The organism is Microbacterium sp. (assembly GCF_041909575.1).
In the GTDB taxonomy this organism is placed as follows: Bacteria; Actinomycetota; Actinomycetes; order Actinomycetales; family Microbacteriaceae; genus Microbacterium.
On the sequence record NZ_JAYRDE010000072.1, the window covers coordinates 1 to 16,110 of the forward strand.

15 protein-coding genes are annotated in these 16,110 nt (G+C 69.9%); 8 read left to right on the forward strand and 7 right to left on the reverse strand.

Annotated elements, in window-relative coordinates:
• Nucleotides 1-53: 53 nt before the first annotated feature.
• From ACE3O1_RS10715 to ACE3O1_RS10735, 5 genes are all read right to left on the reverse strand, one after another.
• A complete protein-coding gene (locus ACE3O1_RS10715; protein WP_374315025.1) occupies nucleotides 54-1,067 on the reverse strand; it encodes a LacI family DNA-binding transcriptional regulator in 1,014 nt (337 codons plus the stop codon).
• Between the two features lie 61 nt (nucleotides 1,068-1,128).
• Nucleotides 1,129-2,598, reverse strand: a complete 1,470-nt coding sequence (locus ACE3O1_RS10720) for a glycoside hydrolase family 1 protein (RefSeq protein WP_374315026.1) — start codon at nucleotides 2,596-2,598, stop codon at nucleotides 1,129-1,131.
• A 55-nt stretch (nucleotides 2,599-2,653) separates the two neighbouring features.
• Nucleotides 2,654-3,571: a carbohydrate ABC transporter permease gene (locus tag ACE3O1_RS10725; RefSeq protein ID WP_374315027.1), complete on the reverse strand. Its 918-nt coding sequence runs from the start codon at nucleotides 3,569-3,571 to the stop codon at nucleotides 2,654-2,656.
• The gene (locus tag ACE3O1_RS10730; RefSeq protein ID WP_374315028.1) at nucleotides 3,568-4,590 is read right to left on the reverse strand and encodes a carbohydrate ABC transporter permease; all 1,023 of its coding nucleotides are present in this window, start codon (nucleotides 4,588-4,590) and stop codon (nucleotides 3,568-3,570) included. Before ACE3O1_RS10730 ends, ACE3O1_RS10725 begins: the two co-directional genes overlap by 4 nt.
• A gap of 127 nt (nucleotides 4,591-4,717) precedes the next feature.
• Entirely contained in the window at nucleotides 4,718-5,995 is a 1,278-nt protein-coding gene (locus ACE3O1_RS10735; protein ID WP_374315029.1) for an extracellular solute-binding protein, read from the reverse strand.
• A 263-nt stretch (nucleotides 5,996-6,258) separates the two neighbouring features.
• On the opposite strand from ACE3O1_RS10735, the gene purS reads away from it, so the two are divergent.
• Both purS and purQ read left to right on the forward strand, forming a co-directional pair.
• The gene (gene purS, locus ACE3O1_RS10740; RefSeq protein WP_374315030.1) at nucleotides 6,259-6,507 is read left to right on the forward strand and encodes a phosphoribosylformylglycinamidine synthase subunit PurS; all 249 of its coding nucleotides are present in this window, start codon (nucleotides 6,259-6,261) and stop codon (nucleotides 6,505-6,507) included.
• Nucleotides 6,504-7,211 carry a phosphoribosylformylglycinamidine synthase subunit PurQ gene (purQ, locus tag ACE3O1_RS10745; RefSeq protein ID WP_374315031.1) on the forward strand — a complete coding sequence of 236 codons (708 nt, stop codon included), beginning with the start codon at nucleotides 6,504-6,506 and terminating at the stop codon, nucleotides 7,209-7,211. The genes purS and purQ overlap by 4 nt, the downstream gene beginning before the upstream one ends.
• 22 nt (nucleotides 7,212-7,233) lie before the next feature.
• On the opposite strand, the gene ACE3O1_RS10750 is transcribed toward purQ, so the two are convergent.
• Nucleotides 7,234-7,671 carry a DUF1761 domain-containing protein gene (locus ACE3O1_RS10750; RefSeq protein WP_374315032.1) on the reverse strand — a complete coding sequence of 146 codons (438 nt, stop codon included), beginning with the start codon at nucleotides 7,669-7,671 and terminating at the stop codon, nucleotides 7,234-7,236.
• Nucleotides 7,672-7,773: 102 nt separating this feature from the next.
• On the opposite strand from ACE3O1_RS10750, the gene ACE3O1_RS10755 reads away from it, so the two are divergent.
• Complete coding sequence (locus ACE3O1_RS10755) at nucleotides 7,774-8,715, forward strand: 2-hydroxyacid dehydrogenase (protein ID WP_374315033.1); 942 nt, start codon at nucleotides 7,774-7,776, stop codon at nucleotides 8,713-8,715.
• A gap of 138 nt (nucleotides 8,716-8,853) precedes the next feature.
• On the opposite strand, the gene ACE3O1_RS10760 is transcribed toward ACE3O1_RS10755, so the two are convergent.
• Nucleotides 8,854-9,417 (reverse strand): adenine phosphoribosyltransferase, encoded by a 564-nt coding sequence (locus ACE3O1_RS10760; protein ID WP_374315034.1) that lies wholly within the window; start codon nucleotides 9,415-9,417, stop codon nucleotides 8,854-8,856.
• A 50-nt stretch (nucleotides 9,418-9,467) separates the two neighbouring features.
• Here ACE3O1_RS10760 and ACE3O1_RS10765 point away from each other — a divergent pair, with 50 nt between their 5' ends.
• From ACE3O1_RS10765 to ACE3O1_RS10785, 5 genes are all read left to right on the forward strand, one after another.
• A complete protein-coding gene (locus tag ACE3O1_RS10765; RefSeq protein ID WP_374315035.1) occupies nucleotides 9,468-11,150 on the forward strand; it encodes a glycoside hydrolase family 13 protein in 1,683 nt (560 codons plus the stop codon).
• 40 nt (nucleotides 11,151-11,190) lie between these two features.
• Nucleotides 11,191-12,210, forward strand: a complete 1,020-nt coding sequence (locus ACE3O1_RS10770) for a LacI family DNA-binding transcriptional regulator (protein ID WP_374315036.1) — start codon at nucleotides 11,191-11,193, stop codon at nucleotides 12,208-12,210.
• Between the two features lie 22 nt (nucleotides 12,211-12,232).
• Nucleotides 12,233-13,453 carry an amidohydrolase gene (locus ACE3O1_RS10775; protein ID WP_374315037.1) on the forward strand — a complete coding sequence of 407 codons (1,221 nt, stop codon included), beginning with the start codon at nucleotides 12,233-12,235 and terminating at the stop codon, nucleotides 13,451-13,453.
• Between the two features lie 131 nt (nucleotides 13,454-13,584).
• Complete coding sequence (locus ACE3O1_RS10780) at nucleotides 13,585-15,708, forward strand: APC family permease (RefSeq protein ID WP_374315038.1); 2,124 nt, start codon at nucleotides 13,585-13,587, stop codon at nucleotides 15,706-15,708.
• A 61-nt stretch (nucleotides 15,709-15,769) separates the two neighbouring features.
• Nucleotides 15,770-16,110, forward strand: a 341-nt coding sequence (locus tag ACE3O1_RS10785) for an aminotransferase class V-fold PLP-dependent enzyme (protein WP_374315039.1), incomplete at its 3' end; no start/stop codon positions are given.

The window sequence follows — 16,110 nt, forward strand, 5'->3', positions numbered from 1 at the left end:
ACCCGTGGGCCAACCTGCTGCAGGCCACCGCGCCGGGCCGCGGCTGAGACCGATCAGACGGAGTCGCGGACGACGAGCTCGGTCTCGAGGATCGTGACGTGGCGGGGATGCCTCCCCGCGAGGATGTCGAGCAGCACGGTCGCCATGCGCTCACCCTGGGCGAAGGACGGCTGACGCATCGTCGTCAGCTGCGGCTCGACGGAGGTGGCGACCGGTGAGTCGTCGAAGCCCATCACCGCGATGTCCTGCGGCACGCGCAGGCCCGCGGCCGCGAGCACCGCGAGCGCCCCTCGCGCCATGAGATCGCTCGCGACGAAGACCGCATCGGGGCGCTCCCCCGACTCGAGGATGCGGCGCATGGCGTCGGCTCCCCCGTCGGCGGTGAAGTTGCCGTCGACGACGACGCCCTCGGGCAGCTCCCACGCGCGCAGTGCGTCGCGATACCCCTGCAGCCGGTCGACACCGGCGGGCATCGTCAGCGGGCCGGCGATCGTCGCGATGTTCCGGTGGCCGCGCTCGATGAGGTAGGTGGTCGCGTCGTGCCCGCCGCGGACGTTGTCGACGTCGACGTAGTAGTCGCGCTCACGTTCGCGCACGGGCCGACCTCCGTACACGACCGGCACCGCATTGGCGATGCGGTCGATGAACAGGTCGCTGGTGTGGTGCGACACGATGATCGCGCCGTCGACGGCGCCGCTGCGCACGTAGCTCGTGGTCTTGTCGCCGGGGTCGTCGTTCGCGATGAAGAGGTTGAGGACGTAGTCCGAGCGGCTGAGCCGCGCGTTGATGCCCGACACGATCGCAGCGAAGAAGGGATCCCCGAAGAAGCGGGTGGTGTCCTCGGGCACGACCAGCGCGATCGCGTGCGTCTGACGGCTCGCCAGCGACCGGGCCGCGCGGTTGGGAACGTAGTTCAGCTCGGCGATCGCCTTGGTGACCGCCTCGAGCGCCTCGGGGCTGACGGCGGTCGAGCCGTTCACGACACGCGACACCGTCGAGCGTGAGACGCCCGCAGCCGCGGCGACCTCCTCGATCGTGACCGTCCCGCGAAGCGCGTCCGTCGTCATTCCCTCTGCTTCCCTTCCGGGTGCTGCCGCACCATGTGGATGCTACGGCACACCGTGGACGCTACGCCCGAAGGGCGGCCGCATCCCGGTCGAGCGCCCGAGCGGCGATGATCCTGCTGTACTCGCGGCCGCTGTCCTTCACGCTGCGCAGCTGGGTGTCGTAGTCGACGCGCACGATGCCGAAGCGCTTCTCGTACCCCCATGCCCACTCGAAGTTGTCCAGGAGCGACCAGTAGAAGTATCCGCGCACATCGACGCCGGCCTCCACCGCGTCGAGGATCGCGTCGAGGTGGGCGCGCACGAAGTGGGCACGGTCGGCGTCGTGCACGCGCACCTCGCCGTCCTCGACGACCCGTTCGTCGTCGTACGCCGCACCGTTCTCGGTCACGAAGAGGGTCGTGCCCGCGGGCTGGGCGTACTCATCCCACACGCGGGAGAGCAGCCGGGTGAGGCCCTCGGGCTGCACCTCCCAGTGCATCGGCGTGCGGGGCAGTCCGCGCTCGTGCCAGTAGATGCCCTCGTGCGAGGGGAACGGCGAGCGGCCCGGCCGATCCGTCGGCGCGTCGCCGCCCGTCGGAGGAACAGCCGGCGCATGCCCGCCGACGTACTCGCCGTGGTAGTAGTTCACGCCGAGCGTGTCGATGGCGGTCGCGATGACTTCGAGGTCGCCGGGCCGCACGGCCTCCTCGAGCGCCTTGATCGCGCCCGCGTCGACGGCGCGGATGTCCTCGACGACGTCCGCCGGGTACTGGCCGCGGAAGATCGGGTCGAGGAACCACCGATTGAACTGCCCGTCGATGCGCCGGGCGGCGTCGAGGTCGGCCGCGTCGTTCTCGTCGACCGGATCGGCGACGGTGAGGTTCAGCGTGATGCCGAGGTTGAGCGACGCGTCGCGGGCCCGGAGTTCGCGCACGGCCTGACCGTGACCGAGCAGCAGGTGATGGGCGGCGAGGACGCCCTCGGTGACGCTGTAGTGACCCGGCGCGTGGAGGCCGGCCGTGTAGCTCAGGAACGACGAGCACCACGGCTCGTTGAGCGTCGTCCACACGTTGACGCGATCGCCGAGCGCGTCGTGCATGTCGAGGGCGTACTCGGTGAAGAGGTCCGCGGTGTCGCGGTTGGCCCAGCCGCCCTTGTCCTGCAGCGCCTGCGGCAGGTCCCAGTGATAGAGCGTCAGCCACGGCAGGATGCCGGCATCCAGCAGCTCGTCGACCAGCCGCTTGTAGAAGTCGACGCCCTTCGGGTTGAGCGCGCCGCCGTCGGGGCGCACGCGGGACCACGAGGTCGAGAAGCGGTAGGTCTGCAGGCCCATCGTCTTCATGAGCGCGACGTCGTCGGTGTACCGGTGGTAGTGCTCGCAGGCGACGTCGCCGTTGTCGGCGTTGATGACAGCCCCGGGGACGCGGCAGAACGCATCCCAGATCGAGTCGCGGCGGCCGTCCTCGTGTGCGGCGCCCTCGATCTGGAAGGCGGCGGTGGCTGCGCCGAACAGGAAGTCCGACGGGAAGGCGCGCGCGGTGGTCTCGGTCATGCGGACGGCGTCCTCTCTGAAGTGTGGGTGATCGGAAACGGGATGGATGCCGCGCTCAGCCCTTGACCGCGCCCGCCATGATGCCGCTCACGAGCTGCTTTCCGGCGAAGGCGAAGAGGATGAGGAGCGGGATGGTCGACAGGAGCACGCCCGCCAGCACGATCGAGTAGTCGACGAAGTAGTTCGACTGCAGCAGCGACAGCGCGACCGGGAGCGTGGGGTTCTGACGGTCGAGCACGATGAAGGGCCAGAAGAAGTTGTTCCACGCGCCGACGAAGGTGAAGAGGAACAGCATCGCGGCGGCCGGGCGGGCGGCGGTCACGCCGATCACCCAGAACGTGCGCATCATGGATGCCCCGTCCACGCGCGCCGCTTCGATGAGCTCGTCGGGCACCGACTGCTGGAGGTACTGCGTCATCCAGAAGACGCCGAACGCGCTCGTGAGCGCCGGGATGACGATGGCGCCGATCTGCCCGGTCCAGCCGAGGTCGGCGAAGAGGATGTACAGCGGCACCACGCCCAGCTGCATCGGCACCGCCATCGTCGCCACGACGAAGATGAGCAGCGCCTTGCTCCCGCGGAAGCGCAGCTTCGCGAAGGCCCAGCCGGCGAGCGTGGAGGTGATCACCACGGCCGCCGCGATCAGCGTCGAGCTGTAGATCGAGTTCCACAGCGCCGGCCAGAAGTTGACGGCAGGGTCGTTGACGACAGACGCGGCGTTGGCGATGAAGTTGCCGCCCGGGATCCACGACATGTTGGGGTCGTTGATCGTGGTCGAGTCCCCGGAGCCGATGAGGAAGGACCAGTAGTAGGGGAACACGGCCGACAGCAGCACGACGCCGAGTCCGACGTAGACCCAGAACCCGGCGCGGTGACCACGGATCTTGGTGGTGCGGTTGCGACCGCGGCCCTCGGCGATGCTCGAGGTGGCGATGGTCTGCTCGACCATCGCGATCGGAGGAGTCGTGCTCATCGGCGGATTCCCTTCTTGCGCGGCGCGGTGACGCCTCGGCCGCCCTCGTCCCGGACGAGCCGGCGGGTGACTGCCAGGTTGATCAGGCCGATCACGAGGATGATGAGGAACAGGATCCACGCCAGCGCGGCGGCGCGTCCGAAGTTCCACTCCCGCCAGCCGATGTTGTAGAGGAACAGGGTGATCGTGAGCCACTGCTGCGCGGCACCGCCCTCACCGGTGTTGTCGTACATGCGGGGCTCGTCGAAGATCTGCAGTCCGCCGATGGTGGACGTGATGATGACGAAGATCAGCGTCGGGCGCAGCGAGGGCACGGTGATCGCGGTGAACTGGCGGAAGGCGCCTGCGCCGTCCACGGTGGCGGCCTCGTAGTAGTCGCGCGGGATCGCCTGCATCGCGGCCAGGAGGATGAGGGCGTTGTAGCCCGTCCAGCGGAAGTTCACCATGGTCGCGATCGCGACGTGGCTCCAGAACGGGTCCTTGTGCCACGGGATGGCCTGCAGCCCGAGGTCGGTGAGGATGTTGTTCACCAGGCCGTGATTGTCGCCGAACATGTTGCTGAAGATCAGGGCGACGGCGACGGGGGCCATGACGTAGGGCAGCAGGACGCCCATGCGCCAGAAGGTCTTCGAGCGGATGTTCCGGTCGAGCATCGCGGCGATGAAGATCGCCAGCACCAGCTGCGGCACCGTCGAGAGCAGGAAGATGCTGAAGGTGTTGCGCAGGGCGGTCCAGAACTGCGGGTTCTGGAGGATCCAGATGTACTGGTCGAATCCGACGAACTCGCCCGAGTTGCGGACGAGATCCCAGTCCTGGAACGAGATCACCGCGGTGTAGGCGATGGGGAAGAGACCCACGATCGCGAAGACGATGAAGAACGGCGAGATGTAGAGGTAGGGGGAGAACTTCAGGTCCCACTTGCTCAGGCGGTGGGAGAAGGAGATCACGCGCGGCTGGCGTTCGGGAGACGGCCGGTCGGCCGGCCCGGATGCCGCGGGGCGGGTTGCGGTCGAGGTCACCGGTGGCTCCGATTCGGTATCGAGGATCGAGGGGATCGGGAGGAGTGTGCGCGGGCGGGAGGCCCGCACACACTCCTCCTCTCAGGCCTCGACCGGGCGAGCGGCCGAAGCTGTCAGGAACGGCCTATCAGAAGGCCTCGACCTCGGCTACCCAGGTGTTCCACGAGGTCTGCTCGTCCTCGACACCGTCGAAGACACGCGTGACCGCGTTCTGGAGCGCGTCGTGGTACTTGAAGTAGCTCGCGTCCTTATAGGGGGCGACCGTCACGGCCTCGGCACGGGTGCTGAGGATCTCGCCGGTGGGAGCGTCGTTGAAGTACTCGTTCGTCGCGTCGGTGAGGGCGGGGTCGGAGTACGCCTCGAGCTGGCTCGGGAACGTTCCGGCGTTGGTGAATGCCTTGACCTGCTGCTCGGGAGCGGTGAGCCAGTCGGCGAGCGCAAGCGCCGCGTCGACGTTGGCGCCGTTGGCGGGGACGGTCAGGTACGAGCCGCCCCAGTTGCCGCCGCCGTTCGGGAAGACATCGGCGATGTCCCACCCGGTGACGTCGGGAGCGTTGCCCGAGATGACGCCGAGCATCCAGCCCGGGCACAGCATCGTGGCGAACTCACCGTTTGCCATCGAGGCGAACCAGTCGTCCGACCACTGACCGGCGTAAGCCGAGTTGGGCACGGCGCGCTCGGTCACGAGCTCGTACGCGGCCTGGATCTCGGGGTTCTCGGTCGCGATGACCGTGCCGTCCGGCTCGGTGTACGTGTACTCGATCTGGTTGACGATGCCCTGGAGCACCGAGTTCGCCGAGTCGATCATCGGCTTGCCGGTGGCTTCCTTGTACTGGTCGGCGACGTCGAGGAAGTTCTCCCAGTCGCCGTTGAACAGCTCGGCGACGCCTTCGCGGTCGCTGGGCAGTCCGGCGGCCTCGAACAGGTCGGCGCGGTAGCAGATGCCCTGGGGACCGATGTCGGTGCCGAAGCCCACGAGACGGCCGTCGGGGTCGGTCGCGGCGGCTTCCTTCCAGTCGAGCCAGCGGCCCTTGACGCTGTCGGGCGCCTCGGCGAGGAGGTCGGAGTACTGCATCGCCTCGGCGAACCAGTCGATCTCCACGGCCTCGATGTCGGCGAGACCCTCCTTGCCCAGCTTCTGGAAGTAGTTCGCACGTGCATCGCCGGACTCGGCGGCGCGGTTGTGGACGATGGTCACGTTCGGGTTCTCGTCCATGTACTCCTGGAGGAGTTCATCGGTGTAGCCGAAGTCGTTGAACGTGGCGATGGTGAGCGTGATGGGCTCGTCAGGGTCAGCCGAGGACTCGTTGCCGCTTCCGTTGCCGGCGCAGCCGGCGAGGATGATGGCCGAGGCCGAGAAGGCGGCGACCGCCACGGCGCTTCGGCGGAAGGCGCGTGAGTTCACTGTCACTCCTTTGTGTTGTCAGATCGTTGTGTGTTGCAGGGGGTGCGGCTCGAGACGGGTTCCGGGCCGCGGTGCCGTGGGAGCGTTCCCACCGGACGGGAACCGACGCTATGGGATCGCTCCCACGAATGTCAAGGGAGCGCTCCCACGAAACGGTCACGGTTGTGTCACAACCCTGTGGGCGGCACGTCACGCCGCGCGACGGCACACCCCGGACGCGGCCCGTAGACTTGGGGGAACGCCGCGCCGCCAGGAGGATCCCCGTGCCCACGATCGTCGTCGATGTCATGCCCAAGGCCGAGCTGCTCGACCCGCAGGGGAAGGCCGTCTCCGGCGCCCTCGCGCGTCGCGGCCAGGACGCGTTCACCTCGGTGCGCATCGGCAAGCGCTTCGAGCTGACCGTCGACGGCGAGGTCACCGACGAGATCCTCGCGACGGCTCGTCAGCTCGCCGACGAGATCCTCTCCAACTCCGTCATCGAGGACGTCGTCGGCGTCGAGGTGGTCGAGTGACCACGCGCATCGGGGTCATCACGTTCCCGGGCTCGCTCGACGACCGAGATGCGCAGCGCGCGATCGCCGTCGCGGGCGCCGAGCCGGTCGCCCTGTGGCACGGCTCTCACGATCTCGAGGGCGTCGACGCCCTCGTGCTGCCCGGCGGCTTCAGCTACGGGGACTACCTGCGCGCCGGGGCCATCGCGGCGCTCGCGCCGATCATGGCGGAGGTGAAGGATGCCGCAGCCCAGGGCATGCCGATCCTCGGCATCTGCAACGGCTTCCAGATGCTCGTCGAGGCGCACCTGCTGCCGGGCGGCCTCATCCGCAACGCGCACCAGCAGTTCATCCGTCGCGACCAGCGCCTGCGCGTCGAGAGCACTCGCACGGCGTGGACGAGCGATTTCGAGGCCGGCCAGGAGATCGTGATCCCGCTCAAGAACGCCGACGGCGGCTACATCGCCTCGGAGGACGAGCTGGACCGCCTCGAGGGCGAGGGCCTGGTGGCCTTCCGCTATCTCGGCGTGAACCCGAACGGCTCGCTGCGCGACATCGCCGGGATCTCCAACGAGCGCGGCAACGTGGTCGGCCTGATGCCGCATCCCGAGCACGCCGTCGAGCCGGGGTTCGGCCCCGACACCGAGGCCGCCATGCGCTCGGGCGTCGACGGCCTGCCGTTCTTCACGTCGGCGGTCGCCGCCGTGGTCTCTGCCGCAGCCTGAGCCGCAGCATCCGCTTCCCGGCTCAGACCGTGCCGGCGGGCGGCCACACGCCGATGATGACGCCCATCACGACGAACGTCACGAGTTCGTGGGCGATGTTCATGACGGTGAGCGATGTCGGTCGGCCCTCGAACTGGTCATGGGTGATGAACCGCGCCGCCGTGAACCCCGCCCACAGGATGATCGCCGTTCCGAGCGACGCGAGCAGGTAGCCGCCGCCGTAGAAGTGCCAGGCGATGTTCGTCGCGCCCGCCAGCACCCAGGCCGACACGAAGCTCACGAACACCGTGACGATGATGGGCATCCACGCCTGCAGCGAGGTCTGCTCGCGGTTCATGTCGACGTTCGCCAGCTTCGCCCAGCGCGTGCCGAAGACCGGCGGCGCGTACCAGATCGAGCCGACGAGCATCGTCGACAGGGTCGCGATCAGCACGGCCCAGTAGTTGATCTCGGGGACCATCTCCGCCTCCTCGGGTGGGGCGGCCCGGGGCGCGCGCCGCTCGTCGCGAGCGTATCGCCGGGCGCCGACGCCGCGCGAGCACCGCGCCGATAGCGTAGAGGGGTGAGCCGAGGCATCCGGAACCTGATCGTGAGCGTGCCGACCGACGAGCTGGCAGCCGACCTGGGGGCTCTGCCCGACGGGGTCGAGCTGGTGGTCTGGCCGATGGACGGACCGGCCCCTCGGGAGAGGTTCGACATCGTCGTGCCGCCCTACATGTCGATGGCGCGGGTGCTCGAGCGTCTCGACGGGGTCGACGTGGCCCTCGTGCAGGGCCAGTCGATCGGCTACGACGGCGTCGCCGACATCCTTCCGGACGGCCTCGTGTTCGCGAACGCCTCGAGCGTCCACGAGACCTCGACGGCGGAGCTCGCCGTCGGGCTCGCGATCGCGTCCCAGCGCCACATCGACGCCTTCGCACGCGACACCGCCGCCGGCCGGTGGGACGCGCACTACACGCACAGCCTCGCCGACCGTCGCGTGCTGCTGCTCGGCTACGGCGGCGTCGGCAAGGCGGTCGCGTCGAGACTGGCCCCGTTCGAGGTCGAGCTGACGGCGGTCGCGCGCCGTGCGCGCGTCGAGGAGGGGATGCCGGTCCACGGCGTCGACGAGCTGCCCGAGCTGCTCGGCGAGGCGGAGATCGTCATCGTCACCCTCCCCGGCGGCGAGGGCACGCGACACATCGTGGACGATGCGTTCCTGTCCGCCCTTCCCGACGGAGCCCTCCTGGTCAACGTCGGACGCGGCTCGCTGGTGGACACGGAGGCCCTCGTCGACCACGTCCGGCGCGGGCGCATCCGGGCGGCCCTCGACGTGACGGAGCCCGAGCCGCTGCCTGCCGGACACGCGCTGTGGGGTGTTCCCGGCGTGCTCATCACGCCCCATGTCGGCGGCGACAGCAGTGCCATGGCCCCGCGCATCGCGAAGCTGGTGCGCGCGCAGATCGAGCGCATGGTGCGAGGCGAAGCGCCCGTCAACGTCGTGCTCGGCGGCGCCGGGTCCTGAGGCGCCGGGTCTTGATTCGCCCAGCGGCTACCGAGTTCAGGCGAATCGACGGGATCGGGCCGATCTGCCGGCATCCGTCCTGATCCGGTCGGATCGCCTGTCCCCGGTGGCGCGCCGCTCCCGGGAGGGAGAGGCAGGTCAGGCCCGGAAGACCGTGTGCACGTCGCCGACGACGGCGCGGCCGCCGAGGGACTCGAGCTCCATGAGCACGGCCGTTCCGACGACGGTGCCGCCGAGCCTCTCCACGAGCGCGCGCGCGGCGACGAGGGTGCCGCCGGTGGCGAGCACGTCGTCGACGAGCAGCACGCGCATGCCGGCGCGGATGTCGTCGTGGGCCTCGATCGTCGCCGTGCCGTATTCGAGGGTGTAGTCGACGGATGCCGCGGGCCGGGGCAGCTTGCCGGCTTTGCGGATCGGCACGAGGCCGGCGCCCGCTTCCATCGCCGCGGCACCGGCGAGCAGGAACCCGCGCGCCTCCACGCCTGCCACGACGTCGAAGTCGCCGTCGAACGGGGCGATCAGGGCGTGGATCACGGTGCGCAGGGCCGAGGCATCCGCCAGCAGCGGCGTGATGTCGCGGAACAGCACACCCGGCTCGGGATAGTCGGGGATCGTTCGAATGAGCGACTCGGCGCGGGTCAGGGCTTCGGACACCGCCTCACGATACCGCCGGCGATCCCGTCGCGATCGTCCATAGGACATCTTCAGCCACGTGCGAGCAGGAATGTAAGCGCTTGCACTATCCTGGTCCGATGACTTCCCCGCAGACCGCCGAGCGCACGGGCGCGCCGACCACCGCCGCCGGACACGAGTGGTGGCGCACCGCCGTCATCTACCAGATCTACCCGCGCTCGTTCTCGGACAGCTCGGGCGACGGCGTGGGCGACCTGCCCGGCATCACCTCGCGCCTCGACGACCTGCGCGACCTCGGCGTCGACGCGCTGTGGCTGAGCCCGTTCCAGCGCTCGCCCCAGAAGGACGCGGGCTACGACGTCTCGGACTACTGCGACGTCGACCCCCTCTTCGGCACGCTGGCCGACTTCGACGAGATGCTCGCGCAGGCGCACGCCCGCAGCATCCGCCTCATCGTCGACCTCGTCCCCAACCACTCGTCCGACCAGCACGAGTGGTTCCAGCAGGCGCTGGCCGCGGCTCCGGGCAGCGCGGAGCGCGCGCGCTACATGTTCCGCGACGGGCAGGGCGTCGAGGGCGAGCTGCCCCCGAACAACTGGGAGTCCGTCTTCGGAGGCCCTGCCTGGACTCGCGTGGTGGAGGCCGACGGCACCGCCGGTCAGTGGTATCTGCACCTGTTCGACTCTTCGCAGCCCGACTTCGACTGGTCGAACGAGGAGGTGCGCGAGGAGTTCCGCCGCGTGCTGCGCTTCTGGCTCGACCGCGGCGTCGACGGCTTCCGCGTCGACGTCGCCCACGGCCTCGTCAAGGCCGAGGGCCTGCCCGACTACACGCCGGACCCCGAGACCGGCTCGATGGGCGGCGAAGAGGCGAACGTCCCCTACTGGGGTCAGGACGGCGTGCACGAGGTGTACCGCGACTGGCACAACCTCCTCGCCGAGTACGACGGCGACCGCGCCCTGTGCGCCGAGGCGTGGCTGCCCACGCCCGAGAAGACCGCGCTGTGGGTCCGGCCCGACGAGATGCACCAGGCTTTCAACTTCGCGTACCTCGAGACGGCGTGGGATGCCGCGGCCCTGCGCTCCGTGATCGCCGAGTCGATCGCCGCCTACGCCGCGGTCGGCGCTCCGAGCACCTGGGTGCTCTCGAACCACGACGTGGTGCGGCACGCCTCGCGCCTGGCCCTGACCGCCGAGAACCCGCAGGGTCACGGCATCGGGCCGGACTCCCCCGGGAAGCCGATCCCCGAGGTCGGACTGCGCCGCGCCCGCGCCGCCACGACGCTCATGCTCGCGCTGCCGGGTTCCGCCTACCTCTACCAGGGCGAGGAACTCGGCCTGCCCGAGGTCATCGACATCCCCGGCGATGCGCGCCAGGACCCGACGTGGTTCCGCACGAACGGCGAGCGCTACGGCCGTGACGGGTGCCGCGTGCCGATCCCGTGGACGGCGGACGCCCCCGGCTACGGCTTCTCCCCGAACGGTGCAGCCTGGTTGCCCCAGCCGGCGGACTGGGCCGAGTTCGCCCGCGACGTGCAGGCGGCGGACCCCGGCTCCACGCTCTCGCTCTACCGCGAGCTCATCGCGGCGCGGCGGGCCCGCGGCCTCGGCGCCGGATCGCTCGAGTGGCTGACGGGCTTCGGAACGGATGCCGTGGCCTTCCGCAACGGGAACGTCACGGTGATCGGGAACACCGGCGCCACGTCGATCCCGCTGCCGGACGGTATCGTGATCGCAGCGAGTGGCCCGATCGACGGCGGCGAGCTTCCGGCCGACACCACCGTCTGGCTCGCGAACGACTGAGGAGCGCCCGGCCCGAAGCCGGACGAGAGGTGAGGGCGGCGTGGTCAGCATCGACGAGGTCGCGCGGCATGCCGGCGTCTCGACGGCGACCGTCTCGCGCGCGCTGAGCGGGCGCGGCCACGTCTCGGACGCCACCAAGGCGCGCGTCGAGGTGGCGGCCAAGAGCCTCGGCTATGTCGTGTCGGCGTCGGCGTCGAGTCTCGCGTCGGGCCGCACCCGCAACATCGGGGTGCTCGTGCCGTTCCTCGACCGCTGGTTCTTCTCGACGGTCCTCTCGGGGATCGCGTCGGCACTCATGCGCCGCGGCTACGACATCACGCTCTACGCCCTCACCGCCGACCGCGGCGAGCGCCGGGACGTGTTCGACACGTTCCTGCGCCGGCAGCGCGTGGACGGCGTGATCGCGATCTCGATCGAGCTGGGCGAGGAGGAGACCGGCCACCTGCTCGAGCTCGACCTCCCCGTCATCGCGATCGGCGGACCCAACCCGCGCCTCACGACCCTCACGGTCGACGACGTCGCGGTCGCGCGTCTCGCGACCGAGCACCTGCTCGCGCTCGGTCACCGCGAGATCGCGCACATCGGCGCCAGCCCCGAGTTCGATATCGACTTCCACATCCCGACGCAGCGGCGCCAGGGCTTCGAGCTCGCGCTGGCGGATGCCGGCATCCCGGTGAAGCCGTCGCTCTACGAACCCGCCGACTTCACGATCGAGGGCGGGTTCCGCGCCGCGAAGCAGCTGCTGGGCAAGCCCGGCGGGCGTCCGACGGCGATCTTCGCGGCATCCGACGAGATGGCCATCGGCGCACTGCTGGCCGCGCGCGAACTGGGCTACCGGGTCCCGGAGGACCTCTCCGTCGTCGGCATCGACGGCCACGAGCTGGGCGAGTTCTTCCGGCTGACGACCGTCGACCAGTTCCCGCTCGGCCAAGGCGAGCGGGCAGCCGATGCGATCCTCGCCGAGCTCGAGTCGAAGGATGCCGCTCCTCCCGTGCACCAGCCCGGCGACCTGCCGTATGAGCTGATCGTCCGCGGCTCGACCGCCCGGCTGGCCGGCTGACGCCCCGGCTAGGCTCGACCGCATGACGATCGACCTCGAGGCCCTCTACATCGACCTGCACCGGCATCCCGAGCTGTCCTTCCAGGAGACGCGCACCGCCGGGGTGGTCGCGAAGCACCTCGAGGAGCTGGGGCTCGAGTTCGAGGAAGGCGTCGGCAAGACGGGCGTCGCTGCCGTGCTGCGCAACGGCGACGGCCCGGTGGTGTGGCTGCGCGCCGACATGGACGCCCTGCCCGTGCCGGAGCAGACGGGCCTCGCATACGCGAGCACCGCGCGCGGCACCGATCCGGCCGGCAACGTCGTGCCCGTCATGCACGCGTGCGGCCACGACATGCACGTCTCGGCTCTGCTCGGCGCCCTCGAGCAGCTCGTCGCCACGAAGGATCAGTGGAGCGGCACGATCGTCGCCGTCTTCCAGCCCGCCGAGGAGTACGGCGCCGGCTCGCAGGCCATGATCGCCGACGGCGTGCTCGATCGGTTCCCGAAGCCGGACATCGTGCTCGGCCAGCACGTCACCCCCCTTCCCGCCGGCACCATCGGCGTGCGCAGCGGCACGCAGATGGCGGCCTCCGACGGCCTGCGCGTGACCCTGCTGGGCCGCGGCGGTCACGGGTCGCGTCCGCACTCGACGATCGACCCCGTCGTGATGGCCGCCGCGACCGTCATGCGCCTGCAGACGATCGTCTCGCGCGAGGTCGACCCGCGCGACGTCGCTGTCGTCACCGTCGGCTCGATCCACGCTGGCCTCAAGAACAACATCATCCCGGCCGAGGCGAGGCTCGAACTCAGCCTGCGCTACCCCGACGACGCGGCGCGGGCGCGCATCCTCGAGAAGGTCGAGCGCGTGGTGCGCGCCGAGGCGCAGGCGTCCGGCGCCGACGAGGAGCCGGTCATCGAGATCGACCACTCGCTCCCGCCCACGATCAACGACGTCGATGCGACCACGCGCCTGCGGCTGGCCTTCGACTCCGCGTTCGGCGACGGCACCGTCATCGATCCCGGCATGTTCACGGGCAGCGAGGACGTGTCGTGGTTCGCGCGCGAGTCCGGTGCACCCCTCGTGTTCTGGTTCTGGGGCGGCGTCGACCCGGCCGCGTTCGCGGCGGCCACGGCCGCGGGCACGGTCGAGCGCGACATCCCCACGAATCACTCGCCCTTCTTCGCGCCGGTGCTCCAGCCGACGCTCGACAACGGCGTGCGCAACCTCGTCGTCGCCGCCCGGGAGTTCCTCGGCACTCCCTGACCCTGCGATCGGCGCCGGCGGCCGGCGAACACCAAGACCGGCGGATGCCTCGGCACGGCGCCGTATGGATTCCGTGAGGATGCCCGTTCCGATGAATCCTCACGGAATCCGTGCGAGTAACATCGCCCGCCGTGACGAACGAAACGAGGGAGCCGTCGGTCGGTGAGCCGCCGATCGCGAAACGCCTCATCCTGGGCGATCCGCTGGCCTCCGACGACTCCGAGGAGCACCTGCTCCCGAAGAAGCGCGCGCTGCCGATCTTCGCGTCCGACGCGCTGTCCTCCGTCGCCTATGCGCCGCAGGAACTCCTCCTCATCCTGCTGACGGGCGGTCTGGCGTTCCTGGCGTTCGCGCCGTGGGTCGCCGCAGCCGTCGTCGTGCTCCTCACCGTCGTCGTGATCAGCTACCGCCAGCTCATCAAGGCCTACCCCTCGGGCGGCGGCGACTACGAGGTCGCGCGCAAGAACCTCGGCGAGGTGCCCGGCGTCGTCGTGGCGGCGGCCCTCCTCGTGGACTACGTGCTCACCGTCTCGGTGTCGGTCGCCTCGGGCGTCGACAACATCATCTCGGCGATTCCGGGGCTCAACCCGTTCCGCGTCGAGCTCGCGGTCGGGTTCGTCATCCTCATCGTCATCATCAACCTCCGCGGCGTCCGTGAAGCATCGCGGGCTTTCGCGATCCCGACCTACGTGTTCATCGCCTCGGTGGCGGTCATGATCGTCGTCGGCCTGTTCCAGACCGCGACCGGCAACGCGCCCGTCGCCTCCAGCGCCCAGTACGCCGTCGAGGCGCAGAGCGTCACGCAGGCCGCCGTGATCCTGCTGATCCTGCGGGCGTTCTCGAGCGGCTGCTCGGCCCTGACCGGCGTCGAGGCGGTCTCCAACGGCGTGCAGGCCTTCCGCCAGCCGAAGGTCCGCAACGCCCAGACGACGCTCGCGCTCATGGGCCTCATCGCGATCGTGCTCTTCTCGGGACTGACCGCGCTGGCTTTGGTCTCAGGCGTGCACTACGCCGAGAACCCGTGCGATCTCATCGGCTTCGATTGCGCGAACAACCCGCAGCCGAGCCTGATGGCCCAGGTGTCGTCGGCGGTGTTCGGCATGGGCTCGATCCCGTTCTACGTCATCCAGGCGGCGACCGCGCTCGTGCTGCTCCTGGCGGCCAACACCGCGTTCAACGGCTTCCCGCTCCTCGGGTCGGTGCTCGCCCGCGACGGCTACGCCCCGAAGGCGCTGAACACCCGCGGCGACCGTCTCGTCTACTCGAACGGCATGATCATCCTCGGCCTCGTCGCCATCGGCGTGCTGATCGTCTACCAGGCGAACCTCACGAACCTGATCCAGCTCTACATCATCGGCGTCTTCACGTCGTTCACGCTCGGCCAGATCGGCATGATCCGCCACTGGCGGCGCGGCCTCCGCGCGCTGCACGCACTCCCGGCTGACGAGCGCGGCAGCAGGTCGGTCCGCGACGAGCTCTTCAGCCTGCGCAAGGGACTCGTGATCAACTCGGCGGGCGCCGCGATGACGGCATCCGTGCTCCTCATCGTGACGGTGACGAAGTTCACGCACGGCGCGTGGCTCGTCTTCCTCGCGATCCCGGTGCTCTCCTTCCTCATGATCGGTGTGCACCGGTACTACCGGGATGTCGAGGCCGAGATCGAGATGGACGACCAGACGCATTTCGGCTCGACCGGCGACGTCGCCCTCATCCTCGTCAACAAGCTCCAGAAGCCCGTCGTGAAGGCGGTCGACTACGCCTTGGCCGCCAAGCACGACAAGACGTTCGCCGTGCACGTCTCCGTCACGAAGGAGGAGGCCGAAGCGCTCGAGGCGGAGTGGCGCGAGCATCGGATGCCGATCCCGCTGAAGATCATCGAGTCGCCCTACCGCATGTACGCCAGCCCCATCGCGGAGTTCGTCAAGAAGTACCGCGAGCTGCACGGGTCGGCGGTCGTCACGGTCTACCTGCCGCAGTACATCGTCGGCCACTGGTGGGAGTCGCTCCTCCACAACCGGCGGGCGCGCCGCATCGCGCAGCAGCTCATGCTCGTGCACGGCGTCTCGATCACGCTCGTGCCCTGGCTGCTCGACTCGTCCGAGCTCATCTACGGGCGCCGGTCGCGGTCCCTTCCCGGCGATGACCGGGCCGGCCGCGGCAGCGCGGAGGAGGTCCACCGCGTCGGCCGCCGCGCGACCCGGCCGGCAGGCCCGCCCGTGCACGAGCCGGCCGAGTCGACCCCCGCGGACGTCTGAGCCCAGGCCCCGCGGCGCTCGCACCCCGCCGAGCCGGCGCGGCACGGCGTAGCCTGGAAGGGTGACATCTCCCGCGCCCGTGCTCGACCTCGCGGCCATCCGCGCCGACTTCCCGCTGCTCGGGGAGCGCCTCGGCGACGCGACCCTCGTCTACCTCGACTCCGCCGCCACGAGCCAGAAGCCGCAGGCCGTCATCGACGCCGAAATGGCGTTCCTGACGCGGTCCAACGCGGCGGTGCACCGCGGCGCGCACACGCTCGCGGCCGAGGCGACCGAGTTGTTCGAGGACGCCCGCGCGACCGTCGCGGGCTTCGTCGGCGCGCGCGCCGAGCCGCTCGTGTGGACGAGCGGAGCCACCGCCGGGCTCAACCTCGTCGCGTATGCGATCGGCAACGCGACGAT